The sequence below is a fragment of the Acidovorax sp. JMULE5 genome (assembly GCF_013376875.1).
GTDB classification, from domain to species: Bacteria; Pseudomonadota; Gammaproteobacteria; order Burkholderiales; family Burkholderiaceae_C; genus Acidovorax; species Acidovorax facilis.
The window spans coordinates 278743-292872 of record NZ_CP035951.1; the positions used below are offsets into that span (position 1 = coordinate 278743).

The following is a 14130-nucleotide window of genomic DNA, read 5'->3' on the forward strand; positions in this document are numbered from 1 at the left end:
ACATGGATTGAGGGAGTGGAAGCATGAACATCGAATCGGGTTTTTCGCAGGTCGCGCAGTCGTTGCTGTGGCCGGTGCTGGTGCTGGTGGGGCTGGCGTTTGTCTACGCGCTGTGGTCGGGCGGCGCCACGCTCATGGAGGCGTGGCAGCGCTGGCGCCAGCCGCAGTACCGTTCGCTGCGCGTGGCTCCGGGTTTGTCGATGGAAGAGCTGGAGCTGCAACTAGTGCGCCAGGTGGAGCCCGTGCGCCTGCTCAGCCGCCTGTCGCCCATGCTGGGGCTGATCGCCACGATGATCCCGCTCGGCCCTGCGCTGCAAAGCGTGGCCGCGGGCAACGGCCAGCAGGCGCTGGCCGTGTTCAGCGGTGCCTTTGCGGGTGTGGTATTGGCGCTGGCTGCCGCATCGGTGGGCCTGGTGGTGTACTCGGTGCGCCGCCGCTGGCTGCTGGCCGAACTGCTGGTGGTGCGCAAGGAGCGCGGGGTGGGGGAATGAGCTTGAAGCACCTGAATGTGCTGGCAGAGGACGATGACGATCCGATGCTGTCCGCCGTGAACCTGGTGGACGTGTTCCTGGTGCTGGTGGTGGCGCTGCTCACGGCCGTGGCCGTGCAGACCCAGACGAGCGCCAACGAAAGCGTCACCATCATCCGCAACCCCGGCCAGCCCGACATGGAAGTGGTGGTGCGCGAGCAGGGCAAGGAAGTGCGCTTCAAGGGCGCTGGCAGCGCAGCGCAAGGGCAGGGCGTGCGCGCGGGCGTGGCCTACAAGCTGGAAGACGGCAATATCGTCTACATCCCTGAAACGGGCGCTGCTCCTGCCGGCGCTTCGGCCGGTGGCGCGGGTGGCGCCGCCACGCCGGCACCCGCCAAGCCATGAAGGCACTGATCTTGCGCGCGGCACTGTGGTGCCTGCTGCTGGCTGCGCCGCTGGTGCATGCCGTCCAGGCTGAGAAAGCCTTGGCAGCGGGCGGCGCCGATAAAACAGCGCCGGTGCTGCTCTGGCTCACGTCCGACATCACCACCGCCCCGCGCACGGCCATGGTGCAGCGCCTGGCCTCCGACGCGGACCTGGGATTTGTGCACATCGACTACCCGCTGGCCGGCCCGGCGGTACTGGACGCGGCCCAGGCCCAGAAGCTGGAGCGCGCACTGGCAGGCGCCGCCATGGTGTGGGTGGATGCACCGCATGCCAGTGTGGAGGCGCGCTTGCGCCGCATGGTCGGCGCGCAGCTCGATGCCCGCGCCGCACGCGCCCCGGGCCGCGTGGTCTGGGTGCCTGCGGGCACGCCTGCTGTTGACCTGTCTGCGCTGGAGGCTCCCGCCCGCATGGTGGCTTACCTGCAGGCGGGCGGCCCGCGCAATCTCAAGAACGCCGTCGCCCTGGCACAGGCCGTGGTGCGGGGCACAGCCCCGCCCACCTTGCCCGCGCCCGACATCCTGCCCCCCCGGGGCATCTACCACCCCGACGCGCCCCGCCTGCTGCCCAACGCCGCTGCGCTGGAGGCTTGGCGCCAGGGCCAGCCCGCGCTGCGCAGCCTGCCCGCCGTGGCCGTGCTGGTGCACCGCCACCACTTCATCGACGGCAGCACGGAGTGGCTCGATGCCTGGTTGCGGACCTTCCGCCAGCAAGGTCTGTTCGCCTATGCGGCCTTCGGTCAGCAGGTCACGGCGCAGACGCTGGCCGAGGTGCTGGAGTTGCCCGCTGAAGGAGGCTCTGGCCCCGGCCGGCTGCATGCCTCCGCCCTGGTGCTGCACCAGCTGGTGCCCCAGGCCGCCGCGCTGCAGCCGCTGCTGGCGCGCTGGGGCGTGCCGCTGCTGGGCACCCAGCCCTACCGCGCGGGCGATGCCGCCGCGTGGGAGGCCAGCGACACGGGGCTGTCGCTGTCCGATGTGCCGTTCTACCTGGCGCAGCCCGAGGCGGCGGGTGCCATCGACCCGGTGCTGGTAGCCGCCCACGGCGCCGAGGGGCAGGACTTTCGCCTCATCGCGCGCCAGGCCCAGGCTGTGGCCGCGAAGGCGCGGCGGCTGATCGCACTGCAGACCAAACCGGCAGCAGACAAGCGCCTGGTGGCCATGGTCTACAACTACCCGCCGGGCGACACCAACTTCGGCGCATCTTTCCTCAACGTGCCGCGCAGCCTGGAACAGGTCTCTGGCGGCCTGGCCCAGGCGGGCTACCGCACCGAGCGCGTGCCCGAGCAGGGCTGGATCGATGGGCTCAAGCCGCTGCTGGCCGCCTACTACCCCGGCGCCGATGTGCGCGCGCTGCTGCAAAGCGGGCAGGCCGCCGCGCTGCCGTTGGCGCGCTATGAGCAGCACCTGGCCACGCTGCCAAAGGCCGTGCGCGAGCGCATGAACGCGCACTGGGGCACTCCCGAAAAGAGCCGCTACGTGGTCGAGTGGCAGGGCGAAAAAGTGTTCTCCATTCCGCGCCTGCAGGTGGGCCACCTGTCCGTGCTGCCCCAGCCCCCGCGCGAAGAAACACTGCGCCTGGGCCAGAACCCGTTCATGCACAAGAGCAAGGCGCCGCTGTCGCACCATTACCTGGCGGTGTACCTGTGGGCGCAGCTGGAGGCCGATGCGCTCATCCACTTCGGTACCCACGGCACGCAGGAATGGGCCGGCGGCAAGGCGCGTGCGCTGGATGTGCACGACGACGCGCTGCTGCCCCTGGGCGATCTGCCTGTGGTCTACCCCTACATCGTGGACAACCTGGGCGAGGCACTCACGGCCAAGCGCCGGGGCCGCGCCGTGCTGGTGAGCCACCACACGCCCGTGTTCGCCCCGGCAGGCTTCGAGGCGCGCATGGCCCACATGCACGAGGTGATGCACGAATGGGAAACGGTGGACGAAGGCCCCACGCGCCGCGCGCTCGAAAAGCAGCTGGTCGCGCAGTTTGTGGAGCACCAGCTGCACCGCGACCTGGGCTGGAGCGCCGAGCGCATCGCGGCCGACTTCAGCGGTTTCCTGGAAATCCTGCACCCCTACCTGGACCAGCTCGCACAAAGCTCGCAGCCCAAGGGCCTGGCCGTGTTCGGCCGCGTGCCCGCGCCCGAGCAGCGGCGCGAGACTATCCTGCAGGCGCTGCGCAAGCCGCTGATCGAGGCGCTGGGCGAGGACATCGACGAAGCCTTCCTCATCAAGCACGACGCGGTGCTGGCCGCGCGCCCTGCACGCTGGCTGGAAGTGGCTCTGACCGACGCGCAGGCCGCCAGCGTGCTGGACCTGCGCCCCGTGCTGCCTGACGCACTACCAGCACAGGACGGCTTGGTGCGCGCCGAAGACCATGTGCCCAACCGCGCAGCGCGCCAGCCCATCGACTCGCCCGCGCTGCTGCAGCTGGCCCAGCGCGCGCAGGAGCTGGAGCGCCTGCTGGCGACCGAAGGCGAGATGCCCGGTCTGCTGGCCGCGCTGGAGGGCCGCTACCTGTCCGCAGCCTACGGCGGAGACCCTATCCGCAACCCCGACAGCCTGCCGACGGGCCGCAACCTCACAGGGCTCGACCCAAGCCGCCTGCCCACGCGCCAGGCCTATGCCGTGGCGCAGACGCTGTTCAACGACTGGTTCAAGGACTACCAGGCGCGCCACGGCGGCCAGGCGCCAGAGCGCATGGCGCTGTCGCTGTGGGCGGGTGAAACTCTGCGCCACCAGGGCATCATGGAAGCCCAGGCCCTGGTGGCGCTGGGCATGCGCCCGGTGTGGGATGACTCGGGCCGCCCGGTGCGCGTGGAGACCATTGCGGCCGATGAGCTCAAGCGCCCGCGCGTCGATGTGCTCATGAGCATCACCGGGTCCTACCGCGACCAGTTTCCCGCGCTGATGGCGCTGCTGGACCGTGCGGTGGCCCAGGCCGCCACGGCCGAGCCCGGCAACGTGATCGCGCGCAACACCGACCAGATCGGCCAGGAGCTGCGCAAACAAGGCGTACCCCGGGCGCAGGCCGAGCAACTGGCACGCGTGCGTGCGTTCGGCAACGCGGTGGGCGACTACGGCACCGGCCTGTCCGACGCGGTGCAGAGCGAAGGCCTGCAGACCAACGATGCGCGCCTGGGCCAGATGTTCCTCGAACGCATGAGCCAGCCTTATCTGGAGGGTGAACCGGTGACGGGCGTTGCGGGCGGTGTGGCGGCCCAGGCATTGGGTGCCCACCTGCGCCGCACCGATGCCGCCATCCTGTCGCGCAGCTCGCACCTGTACGCCATGGTCAGCTCGGACGACCCGTTCCAGTACCTGGGCGGCCTGTCGGCGGCAGCCCGCGTGGCAGGGCGCCCGCAGGGGCTGGAGCTGCATGTGGCCCAGCTGCAGGATGTGAGCGAGCCCACCACCGAAACCGCGCAGCGCGCCATTGCGCTGGAGATGCAGTCGCGCTACCTGCACCCGGGCTGGCTCCAGGCGCAGAAGGCCGAGGGCTATTCGGGCACGCTGCAGGTGCTCAAGGCCGTGCAGTTCGCCTGGGGCTGGCAGGCCGTCGCGCCCGACACGGTGCGCAGCGACCATTGGCAAAGCTTCTACGACGTGCTGGTGCGCGACAAGCACCAGCTGGGCCTGCCCGAGTGGCTGAAAGAACATCCACAGGCCTACGCCCAGTCGCTGGAGCGCCTGGTGCAGGCGCAGCGCCAGGGCTATTGGCAGGCCGATGCCGAAACGCAAAAACAACTCGCGCAGATGTACCAGGAGCTGACCCGTGCGGCTCCGCTGGCGGCCGAGCTGCCCAGCGTGCGCCGCTGGGTGGAGCGAGCGGCTCGTGGTGAGTCCGTAGAGCTGACCCCGGCTGCTGGCATGGCCATTGCCGCGCCGCAGTCGCCAGCCCTGGCAGCGCCACAGCCTGCGCCCCCCGCCGCTGACCTGCCCGCGCCGCCCGCCCAGGCAGAAGCACCACCCTCCGCGCCCGCCGTGCCTACGATGGGCGTGTTGCTGGAGCGGCAGCCCGAGCCAGCCCCTTCCGACAGCGCCACCGAGCCCAGCCCCGTGGAGCGCATGGCCGGTATCGTGGCCCTGCTGGTCATGGCCTTGGTGGCGATGGCGGGCGCCGCGTGGCAGGCGCGCCGTCCGTCCTCGCTCTCTCCCCAGTTGCAACCGGCCGGCCTGTGATGCCCGGCCTCTCTGAAAGAATCGACACCATGCAGATCGAAACCCCGCCCACCGAAAAACGCTACGAAAAACCCGAGGGCGAACGCCGGGGCCTCGTCATCGTCAACACCGGCGACGGCAAGGGCAAAAGCACGGCAGCCTTTGGCCTGGCGCTGCGCGCCCATGGCCGGGGCAAGGCCGTGAAAATTTTCCAGTTCATGAAAGTGCCCACCGCGCGTTTTGGCGAGCACCGCATGTTCGAGCAGATCGGCCTGCCCATCGAGGGGTTGGGCGACGGCTTCAGCTGGAAGAGCAAGGACCTGGAACACTCGGCCCAGCTCGCGCGCGACGGCTGGGAAAAAGCGCGCGCCGCCATCCTGTCGGGCGAGCACTTCCTGGTGGTGCTGGACGAGATCACCTACCCGCTGATCTACGGCTGGCTGCCGCTCGACGGCGTGTTGCAGACCCTGCGCGAGCGGCCCAAGGACGTGCACGTGTGCCTCACCGGCCGCCGCTGCCCCCCTGAGATCATTGAGCTGGCCGACACCGTGACCGAGATGCAGCTCATTAAGCACGCGTTCAAGGCGGGCATTCCCGCGCAGCGCGGCATCGAAGATTAGTGAGGCCGCCGTGTCCGACCACTGGCTTTTGTTGCTCACACCCGCAGGGGGCTGGCCCATGGTGGCGGTGTGGATCGGCGTGCCGCTGCTGGCGCTGGCGGTGGACTGGTGGCTGGGCGAGCCGCCCGCTGCCTGGCATCCGGTGGTCGGGATGGGGCGGGCGCTGCAGTGGTGGGGCGACCAGCTGGCACCCCTGGTACCGGTGGCCCGGGATTTCAAGCTATTTTGGCGCGCAGCGCTTGTCTGGTGCGCACTGGCAGCTATTGTCTTTATAGTGGGTTGGGCGGCGCAGAAGCTGGTGCTGATGCTGCACGGTTTTGTGGCGGCGGCGTTGCTGGCACTCCTGCTCAAGCCCCTGCTGGCCTGGCGCATGCTGCACGATGAAGTGCTGGCGGTGGAGGTGGCGCTAGGCCAATCGCTGCCTGCCGGGCGTGCGCAGCTGGCCCGGCTGGTGAGCCGGGATGTAAGCGCGCTCACCGCCGTACAGGTGCGCGAATCGGCCATCGAGTCGCTGGCCGAGAATCTCAACGATTCCGTGGTGGCGCCGTTGTTCTGGTTTGCGCTGCTGGGCCTGCCGGGCGCTGCGCTGTACCGCTTTGCCAATACGGCCGATGCCATGTGGGGCTACCCGGGCATGCGCGGCGGGCGCTACTGGCAATGGGCGGGCAAGTGGGCGGCGCGGGCGGACGACGTGCTGTCGTGGGTGCCTGCACGCATCACCGCCTTGTTGTTGGCGGTGGTCGCCAAGGGCCTGCCTTTTTCCACTCTGGCCCGCCAGGCGCGCAAGACGCCATCCCCCAACAGCGGTTGGCCCATGGCGGCCATGGCACTGGCGTTGAACGTGCGCCTGGCCAAGCCGGGTGTGTACACGCTGCACAGCAAGGGCCGCCGGGTTGGGCCACTCGATACGCGGCGTGCCGCGCGCCTGGGCACACAGGTGGTGCTGGCGATGGTGCCGGTGGCGGCCGCCCTTCAGCTGCTGGTCCTGGTTGCCTTTGCCTGGGTGCATGCATGACAGTCCCAGGTCCTTTTTGCTTGCCTGTGCAATTGCATGGTGGGCCGGACGCTGCGGGCATCCCGGTGTTTGATTTTTCGACCAACAGCAACGCCTGCGGGCCCTGCCCGGAGGCGCTGCGCGCCGTACAGGCGGCCGATGCCACGCGCTACCCCGACCCGGCCTACACGGCGCTGCGCGAGGCCCTGGGCGCCTTCCATGGCGTGGTGCCGGGGCGCATCGTGCTGGCTGCGAGTGCCAGCGAGTTCATCCACCGCATCACCGCGCTGGCCGCACAACAGGGCGCAGTGCAGGTGGCGGTGCCGCCGCACAGCTATGGCGACTATGCCCAGGCTGCGCAGGTGCGGGGGCTGGATGTGCTGCGCAGCGGCGGTGCTGCGGCGGGTTTGCAATGGGCGTGCGAGCCGTCGAGCCCTTTGGGGCTGGAAGATCCCGCTCTGGGCGTTTGGCGGCAGTGCGATGCTGCTGCCTGGCGTGTGCTCGACTGCGCGTATGTCCCCCTGCGGTTGGGCCCCGAGGGCGCATGGACGGGCGCACCGCCGCCGTACCTGCCATCGGCCTGCTGGCAGCTCTGGACCCCCAACAAGGCCCTGGGGCTGACCGGCGTGCGCGCGGCCTATGCGATTGCGCCGCCAGGCTGTGAAGAGCAGGCGCTGGGCCTGACGGCTTTGGCGTCTTCCTGGCCCGTGGGCGCCCACGGCGTGGCCTTGCTGCAGGCGTGGACGCACGCCACTGTGCAGCAATGGCTGCTGCACAGCCTGCGCACCCTGCGCGACTGGAAGGCTCGCCAGCAGGCTCTGTGTATCGACCTGGGCTGGGCCTTGCACGCAGGCAGCCTGGCCAACTATTTCTGCGCGCATCCCGCCACCACCACATTGCAAAGCGACCTGGCCGCGCTGCGTGCCAGCGGCATCAAGCTGCGGGATGCGACATCGTTCGGCCTCCCCTGCACCGTGCGCCTGGGGGTGCTGGCGCCCGCGGCACAAGACGCGCTGCAGGCCGCATGGCAGGCGCTGCCGGGTCGTACCATCCCGGGCTGTGTTTCAACCGGTTCAGGGGAGACCTCGTGAGAACCATCACCGTCAATCGCTACGTCACGCCGCTGCGTGAAGGTGGCTCCATGCCCGCCATCGTTGAGGGCGACGACCTGGGCACCTATGTGCTCAAGTTCCGTGGCGCAGGGCAGGGCGTGCGCGCACTGCTGGCCGAGATCATCGCGGGCGGCATCGCCCGTGCGCTGGGCCTGCCCGTGCCCGAGATCGTGCTGGCCCAGCTCGACCCCGCCTTGGCGCAGACCGAGCCCGACCCGGAGATCCAGGACCTGGTCCGTGCCAGCGGCGGCCTGAACGTGGGGCTGGATTACCTTTCGGGCGCGTTGAACTTCGACCCTGCGGTGGATGTCGTGTCGGATGATTTCGCATCGCGCCTCGTGTGGTTCGATGCCTTGGTGGGCAATGTAGACCGCACCGCGCGCAACACCAATCTGCTGATGTGGCACCGCCAGCCCTGGCTCATCGACCACGGTGCGGCGCTGACCTTTCACCATGCGTGGAACGGCACGGTGGCCCTGCCCGCCAAACCCTTCGCGCCGATTGCCGACCATGTGCTGCTGGCGCGTGCCACGCTGCTCGCGCAGGTGGATGCGGAGCTGGCCGCGCGCCTCACGCCCGAGGTGGTGGCCGGCATCTTGGCCGAGGTGCCCGACGAGTTCTTGTTGCTGGCCGGCGCCGACCACGAAGAAGGCCTGCTGACCGCAGCTGCTACCCACCGCCAGGCCTATGTGGAGTACTTCTGCGCCCGCCTGGCCGGGCGCGCCACCTGGGTGAATGCGCTGATGGAGGCCGTCGATGCACGCGCCTGAGGTGTACGACTACGCCATCGTGCGCGTGGTGCCGCGCGTGGAGCGTGAGGAATTCATCAACGCGGGCGTGATCCTGTCGTGCCAGCGCACCGGATTTCTCCAGGCTGCCATCGCGCTCGATGAGGCGCGCCTGTTGGCCATGGACCCCCACGCTGACATCGACACCGTGCGCCGCCACCTGTCCGCCATCGTCGCCATCTGCGCGGGCGACGAAGGCTGTGGGCCGATTGCGCGCCTGCCGTACCGCCAGCGCTTTCACTGGCTCACCGCCAAACGCAGCGCCATCATCCAGACCTCGCCCGTGCACACGGGCCGCTGCACCGATGCGGCGGCAGCACTCGAACACATCATGGACCGCATGGTCCGCCCTCTGCCTTGACTTCCACCACCTCTTCCAACCGAGCCCGCTGCGTGATGGTGCTGGGCACCACCAGCGGCGCCGGCAAAAGCTGGCTCACCACGGCGCTGTGCCGCTACTACAGCAACCAGGGTCTGAAGGTTGCTCCGTTCAAGGCGCAGAACATGAGCAACAACGCACGTGTGGTGCCTGGCCCTGCGGGTGTGATGGGTGAAATCGGCAGCGCCCAGTATTTCCAGGCCCTGGCTGCGCGTGCCGAGCCTGAGGTGCGCATGAACCCGCTGCTGCTCAAGCCCGAGGCCGACACGCACAGCCAGGTCGTGCTGATGGGACAGGTGAGCGCAGAGCTGACCGCCATGCCCTGGCGCGGCCGCAGCGAAAAGGTGTGGCCGCAGATCGCGGCTGCCCTCGATGCACTGCGTGCCGAAAACGATGTGGTCGTTATCGAAGGTGCAGGCTCGCCTGCAGAGATCAACCTGCACGCCAGCGACATCGTCAACATGCGCGTGGCCCGCCATGCCGATGCACGCTGCCTGCTGGTGACGGACATCGACCGGGGCGGTGCCTTTGCCCACCTGTACGGCACCTGGGCGCTGCTGCCCGAGGAAGAGCGCGCGCTGATCCATGGCTTTGTGCTCAACAAGTTTCGCGGCGATGCCAGCCTGCTGGCGCCTGCGCCGCAGATGCTGCAAGACCTCACCGGTGTGCCCACCGTGGCCACCATCCCCATGCACTGGCGCCATGGCTTGCCCGAAGAAGACGGCGTGTTTGATGACCGCACCTTGTCGGCGGGCGCCGTGCACACCACGGTGGCTGTGGTGGCCTACCCGCGCATCAGCAACCTGGACGAGTTTCAGCCGCTCAAGAACGTGCCCGGCGTGCGCCTGCTGTGGGCGCGCAGCCCGGCGGACCTGGGCGGCCTCAAGCCCTCCGACTGGGTGGTGCTGCCCGGCTCCAAGGCCACCGCTGCCGACTTGGCCTGGCTGCGCGCGCAAGGGTTGGACCAGGCCATTGCCCATCACGCGGGGCAAGGCGGCACGGTGCTGGGCGTGTGTGGCGGCCTGCAGATGCTGGGCGAGGCGCTGATTGACACAGCGGGTATCGACGGCAATGCGCCGGGCCTGGGCCTGCTGCCGCTGGTCACCACCTTCGAGGTTGCCAAGACCGTGCAACGCACCCAGGCGCAGTTTGGCGCGGTGTGGGGTGCCTGGGCCGCGCTGGCGGGTGTGTACGCCACAGGCTACGAAATCCACCACGGACAAACCGCCCAGCACCCGGCCATGGCTGCCAAGGGCGATGTGGCGCGCGAGGTTATCCCCGGCATCGCTTGGCAGAACCCGGCGGGCAACGTGCTGGGCGTGTACCTACATGGCTTGCTGGAAGACCCTGCTGCGCTGCAGGCCCTGTTTGGCCGCGTGGGTGCGGCGCCCGTGCCCACGCTCGATGCGGTGTTTGACGGTTTGGCCCGCGTGGCAGAGGCCAGTTTTGCCCCTGGTGCGTTGCGGGCGCTGATCGCCCCAGATCCGGCCACCGCCTAAGTGCTGTTGCCCACGGCCTTCAGCCCTTCCTGTTTTCTTTTTCCTTTTTCATTCTGTTGTCTCACACACCATGCACTCCCTGGCCCAGTTCACCGTCCCCGCCATCGCCGATATTTCCGACGCTCCGTTGACCGCTCGTCTGCAGCACCTGCTCGACAACAAGACCAAACCACTCGGTTCACTGGGTCGGCTGGAGTCGCTGGCCCTGCGCATCGGCCAGGTGCTGGGCACCGAGGCCCCCGCGCTGCTGCAGCCGCAGATGCTGGTGTGCGCGGGCGACCATGGCCTGGCGGCCAAGGGGGTGTCGGCCTTCCCCAGTGACGTGACCTGGCAGATGGTGGAGAACTTTCTGGCCGGTGGCGCTGCCGTGAGCGTGCTGGCTCGCCAACACGGCCTGGCCCTCACCGTGGTGGACTGCGGCGTGGCCAAGCCCATCGCGCCGCGCGATGCCGCCGCCCCGGGCGCGCCCCAGTTGCTGCTGCGCAAGGTGGCGCCCGGCACGGCCGACGCGTCGGCCGGCCCAGCCATGACTGCGGAGCAATGCGCTCAAGCGATCACCCACGGTGTAGAGGTGGTGCGCGCCTTGCCCGGCAATGCACTGCTGCTCGGCGAGATGGGCATTGCCAACACCTCGGTGGCATCGCTGCTGCTGGCGCGCCTGGCGGGCCTGCCCCTGGCGGACGTCACAGGCGCGGGCACGGGCCTGGATGCTGCAGGCATCGAGCGCAAACGCGCCGTGCTGCAGCAGGCGCTGGACGCGAATGCCGAGGCCACCACGCCACTGGCCGCATTGGCCGCGTTGGGCGGCTATGAGGTGGCCACGCTGGTGGGCGCTGTGTTGCAGGCAGCCCTGGAGCGGCGCGTGATTGTGGTGGATGGCTTCATCACCAGCGCTGCCGTGCTGGTGGCCAGCCGTCTGCAGCCTGCGGTGCTGCAGCGCTGCGTGTTTGCGCACCGCTCGGGCGAGCGCGGCCACAGCCTCATGCTGGCGCAAATGCAGGCCGAACCGCTGCTGGACCTGGGCCTGCGCCTGGGCGAGGGTTCAGGCGCTGCGTTGGCGTGGCCGCTGTTGCAGTCGGCCTGCGCGGTGCTGGCGGAAATGGCGAGCTTTGAATCGGCCGGTGTGGCCACGCAGACGGCATGACACCGTTGGACTTTCCTGCGTCGTATCAAGCGACGCAGGTCCGGTTGCGCCCCTCGTTCTTGGCGCGGTATAGCGCCGCATCGGCACGCGACAGCATGGCATCCAGCGTTTCGTGGGGGCCGGTCCAGCTGGTCAGCCCGATGCTGACCTCGCAGTCCAGGGGATGTCCGGCGGACAGCGTGGCGTGGATGCGCTGGGCCACGCCCTGGGCGGCGGCAGTGTCTGCGTCGGGTAGCAGCACCAAAAACTCCTCGCCGCCGTAGCGCCCCAGCCTATCCGCGCGGCGCAGCACCTGGCGGGTGCATTCTGCAAAATGCACCAGCACCGCATCGCCATGCTGGTGGCCCCGGGTGTCGTTCACGGCCTTGAAGTTGTCCAGGTCCACCATCATGATGGACGGCCCTTTGCCGTAGCGCTGTGCGCGCTCCAGCTCTTCATCGCAGCGCTGCAGCAGGGCGCGGCGGTTCAGTGTGTTGGTGAGGGAGTCGTGGGTGGCCAGGTGTTCCAGCTCGGTACGCAGGCGGTCGGTGGCCATGAGCACCGCACCGATGGACAGCATGAGCACTGTGATCACATAGGCCCCGATGTACAGCGTCTGGAACAGTGAAGGCTCCATCAGGTCGGCACCGGCATTCCCGGTCACGATCGAGATCAGCCGCGCGGCCAGCACCGCCACGTGCAGGGCCAGCACCACCTCCACCAGCCGCACGGGGAAGTTGCGCCCACCGTGGCGCAGCATGAAGCGCATCTGTGCGATGTAGATCACCTCCATGACCACCGTGAAAAAACCCACCCGCAGTGCGTAGTGCGGCATCCAGTAAGTGAGCACGATGAACACCAGGGTGGTGCCCACCATCAGCCAGTTCCAGGGCCGCCAGACGGCAGGCTGCCCCATGAAGCTGCGCGTGCCCATGTAGTAGGTGACGGTGCCCAGCACCAGTAGTTGGTTGGCGAGCACCAGGCTGAGCCAGTCCGGAATGAGCCCGCGCGCGCCGAACAGCACGGTGGACACCAGCCACAGCAGCGGCGCTGCGGCCCAGGCGCCCACGCCGCGGATGGAGGGCGGGTAGTAGCGCCGCATGAACAGCAGCACGATGGCCATGATGGCGGACATGAAGCCCGCCATAGCAATCATCGAGCGTGGGTCGAGGTTCATGCGGCGAGCGCGGAAGGGCTGTACGTAAGAAATTGTTTCTTGATGCCGAGGCCAGTATAGCCACGCACCTGCGTGCGGACGTAGGGTGATTTACTAAATCCCGCAGTGCACCGTGTGCACCATAACGAGCTGCGTCTGGGCCGACTGTGGTGCACAAGCGCTTTGGTGCAGGTGCGACCGCGCACAGTGCTGGTGCATTTTGTATGCAAAACAAATAAAACATTGTGTACAAAGTTGGCACAGGCTTTGCGTACGGCAAGTTCATGCAAAGCCTCACCCCCGAGCCGACTCCGGCCGCCATCGAGATCGTCGCCCTCACCAAACGCTACGCCCAGGGCAAGCCGGCGGTGGATGCGATCAACCTGCGCATTGCCAGCGGGAGCTACTGCTGCCTGCTGGGCCCCTCGGGCTGCGGCAAGAGCACCACGCTGCGCATGATCGCAGGGCATGAGTCGGTGACCAGCGGCGACATCCTGCTGGAGAACCGCAACATCACCGACCTGCCTGCCGCTGCACGCGGCACGGCCATGATGTTCCAGAGCTTTGCGCTGTTTCCGCACCTCTCTGCGCTGGACAACGTGGCCTTCAGCCTGAAGATGAAAGGCGTGGCCAAGGCCGAACGCCAGGCCAAGGCGCGCGACCTGCTGGAGCGCGTGGCCCTGGGGCACCTGGCCGAGCGCAAGCCCGCAGAACTCTCCGGCGGGCAGCAGCAGCGTGTGGCGCTGGCGCGGGCCCTCATCACCCAGCCGCGTGTGCTGCTGCTCGACGAGCCGCTGTCCGCGCTCGACCCCTTCCTGCGCATCCAGATGCGTGCCGAGCTGCGCCGCTGGCAAAAAGAGCTGGGCCTGACGTTTATCCATGTGACCCACAGCCAGGAAGAGGCTATGGCCCTGGCCGACACCATGGTGGTGATGAACCACGGTGTGATCGAGCAGGTGGGCAGCCCGCACGAGGTCTACAACCGGCCCGCCAGCGAATTCGTGGCGCGCTTCATGGGCGGGCACAACGTGATCGACACGCCCGAAGGCAAGGTGGGCGTGCGCACCGACCACCTGCAGATTGCCCTCGCCAGTGCCGAGCTGCCCTGGGGTGCCCAGCGCATGCAGGCCGTGGTGACCGACGTGGAGTACCAGGGCACCTACGTGCTGGTGGGCTTGCAAAAGCAGGGCGTGGCCCTGTCGGCCAACGCCACGGCGGCGTACTCGGTGATGGTGTCTGAAGCCGCCTTTGCCGCGCAGCCCTACCAGGTGGGGCAGGGCGTGCAACTGCATTGGACACCTGACCAGGCGCACCCGCTGTCCATGCCTGCTCCCGCTCCCGCAATGGCCGTAGCCGCCTGACCGCGTCGCCACGCCTCCTCTTTTTTCACCC

12 protein-coding genes are annotated in these 14130 nt (G+C 68.6%); 11 read left to right on the forward strand and 1 reads right to left on the reverse strand.

Features of this window, described 5'->3' with window-relative positions; translation table 11 throughout:
* Positions 1–23 precede the first annotated feature (23 nt).
* The 10 genes from EXV95_RS01370 (at position 24) to cobT (ending at position 11603) form a co-directional block, all read left to right on the forward strand.
* Positions 24–491, forward strand: a complete 468-nt coding sequence (locus tag EXV95_RS01370) for a hypothetical protein (protein ID WP_108499548.1) — start codon at positions 24–26, stop codon at positions 489–491.
* Entirely contained in the window at positions 488–874 is a 387-nt protein-coding gene (locus EXV95_RS01375; protein WP_176885531.1) for a DUF2149 domain-containing protein, read from the forward strand. The genes EXV95_RS01370 and EXV95_RS01375 overlap by 4 nt, the downstream gene beginning before the upstream one ends.
* Entirely contained in the window at positions 871–5088 is a 4218-nt protein-coding gene (cobN, locus tag EXV95_RS01380; RefSeq protein ID WP_176885532.1) for a cobaltochelatase subunit CobN, read from the forward strand. The genes EXV95_RS01375 and cobN overlap by 4 nt, the downstream gene beginning before the upstream one ends.
* Positions 5089–5117: 29 nt before the next feature.
* The gene (cobO, locus tag EXV95_RS01385) at positions 5118–5687 is read left to right on the forward strand and encodes a cob(I)yrinic acid a,c-diamide adenosyltransferase (RefSeq protein WP_176885533.1); all 570 of its coding nucleotides are present in this window, start codon (positions 5118–5120) and stop codon (positions 5685–5687) included.
* A 58-nt stretch (positions 5688–5745) separates the two neighbouring features.
* Complete coding sequence (cbiB, locus tag EXV95_RS01390) at positions 5746–6702, forward strand: adenosylcobinamide-phosphate synthase CbiB (RefSeq protein ID WP_176888906.1); 957 nt, start codon at positions 5746–5748, stop codon at positions 6700–6702.
* Positions 6699–7772, forward strand: coding sequence for an aminotransferase class I/II-fold pyridoxal phosphate-dependent enzyme (locus EXV95_RS01395; RefSeq protein ID WP_176885534.1), 1074 nt, complete (start codon positions 6699–6701; stop codon positions 7770–7772). The genes cbiB and EXV95_RS01395 overlap by 4 nt, the downstream gene beginning before the upstream one ends.
* The gene (locus EXV95_RS01400) at positions 7769–8563 is read left to right on the forward strand and encodes a HipA family kinase (RefSeq protein ID WP_176885535.1); all 795 of its coding nucleotides are present in this window, start codon (positions 7769–7771) and stop codon (positions 8561–8563) included. The genes EXV95_RS01395 and EXV95_RS01400 overlap by 4 nt, the downstream gene beginning before the upstream one ends.
* Positions 8550–8942 (forward strand): DUF3037 domain-containing protein, encoded by a 393-nt coding sequence (locus EXV95_RS01405; protein WP_176885536.1) that lies wholly within the window; start codon positions 8550–8552, stop codon positions 8940–8942. Before EXV95_RS01400 ends, EXV95_RS01405 begins: the two co-directional genes overlap by 14 nt.
* 35 nt (positions 8943–8977) lie before the next feature.
* A complete protein-coding gene (locus EXV95_RS01410; protein WP_176888907.1) occupies positions 8978–10459 on the forward strand; it encodes a cobyric acid synthase in 1482 nt (493 codons plus the stop codon).
* A gap of 70 nt (positions 10460–10529) precedes the next feature.
* Positions 10530–11603, forward strand: coding sequence for a nicotinate-nucleotide--dimethylbenzimidazole phosphoribosyltransferase (gene cobT / locus EXV95_RS01415; RefSeq protein ID WP_176885537.1), 1074 nt, complete (start codon positions 10530–10532; stop codon positions 11601–11603).
* Positions 11604–11628: 25 nt separating this feature from the next.
* On the opposite strand, the gene EXV95_RS01420 is transcribed toward cobT, so the two are convergent.
* Positions 11629–12738: a GGDEF domain-containing protein gene (locus EXV95_RS01420; protein ID WP_176888908.1), complete on the reverse strand. Its 1110-nt coding sequence runs from the start codon at positions 12736–12738 to the stop codon at positions 11629–11631.
* A 284-nt stretch (positions 12739–13022) separates the two neighbouring features.
* Between EXV95_RS01420 and EXV95_RS01425 the strand changes: the two genes are divergently transcribed.
* Entirely contained in the window at positions 13023–14099 is a 1077-nt protein-coding gene (locus EXV95_RS01425) for an ABC transporter ATP-binding protein (RefSeq protein WP_176885538.1), read from the forward strand.
* Positions 14100–14130 lie beyond the last annotated feature (31 nt).

Excerpts from the sequence above, each read along its gene's own strand:
- EXV95_RS01370 (WP_108499548.1), top strand. The coding sequence starts at position 24 with ATGAACATCGAATCGGGTTTTTCGCAGGTCGCGCAGTCGTTGCTGTGG.
- EXV95_RS01375 (WP_176885531.1), top strand. The coding sequence starts at position 488 with ATGAGCTTGAAGCACCTGAATGTGCTGGCAGAGGACGATGACGATCCG.
- cobN (WP_176885532.1), top strand. The coding sequence starts at position 871 with ATGAAGGCACTGATCTTGCGCGCGGCACTGTGGTGCCTGCTGCTGGCT.
- cobO (WP_176885533.1), top strand. The coding sequence starts at position 5,118 with ATGCAGATCGAAACCCCGCCCACCGAAAAACGCTACGAAAAACCCGAG.
- cbiB (WP_176888906.1), top strand. The coding sequence starts at position 5,746 with ATGGTGGCGGTGTGGATCGGCGTGCCGCTGCTGGCGCTGGCGGTGGAC.
- EXV95_RS01395 (WP_176885534.1), top strand. The coding sequence starts at position 6,699 with ATGACAGTCCCAGGTCCTTTTTGCTTGCCTGTGCAATTGCATGGTGGG.
- EXV95_RS01405 (WP_176885536.1), top strand. The coding sequence starts at position 8,550 with ATGCACGCGCCTGAGGTGTACGACTACGCCATCGTGCGCGTGGTGCCG.
- EXV95_RS01410 (WP_176888907.1), top strand. The coding sequence starts at position 8,978 with ATGGTGCTGGGCACCACCAGCGGCGCCGGCAAAAGCTGGCTCACCACG.
- cobT (WP_176885537.1), top strand. The coding sequence starts at position 10,530 with ATGCACTCCCTGGCCCAGTTCACCGTCCCCGCCATCGCCGATATTTCC.
- EXV95_RS01420 (WP_176888908.1), bottom strand. The coding sequence starts at position 12,738 with ATGATTGCTATGGCGGGCTTCATGTCCGCCATCATGGCCATCGTGCTG.
- EXV95_RS01425 (WP_176885538.1), top strand. The coding sequence starts at position 13,023 with ATGCAAAGCCTCACCCCCGAGCCGACTCCGGCCGCCATCGAGATCGTC.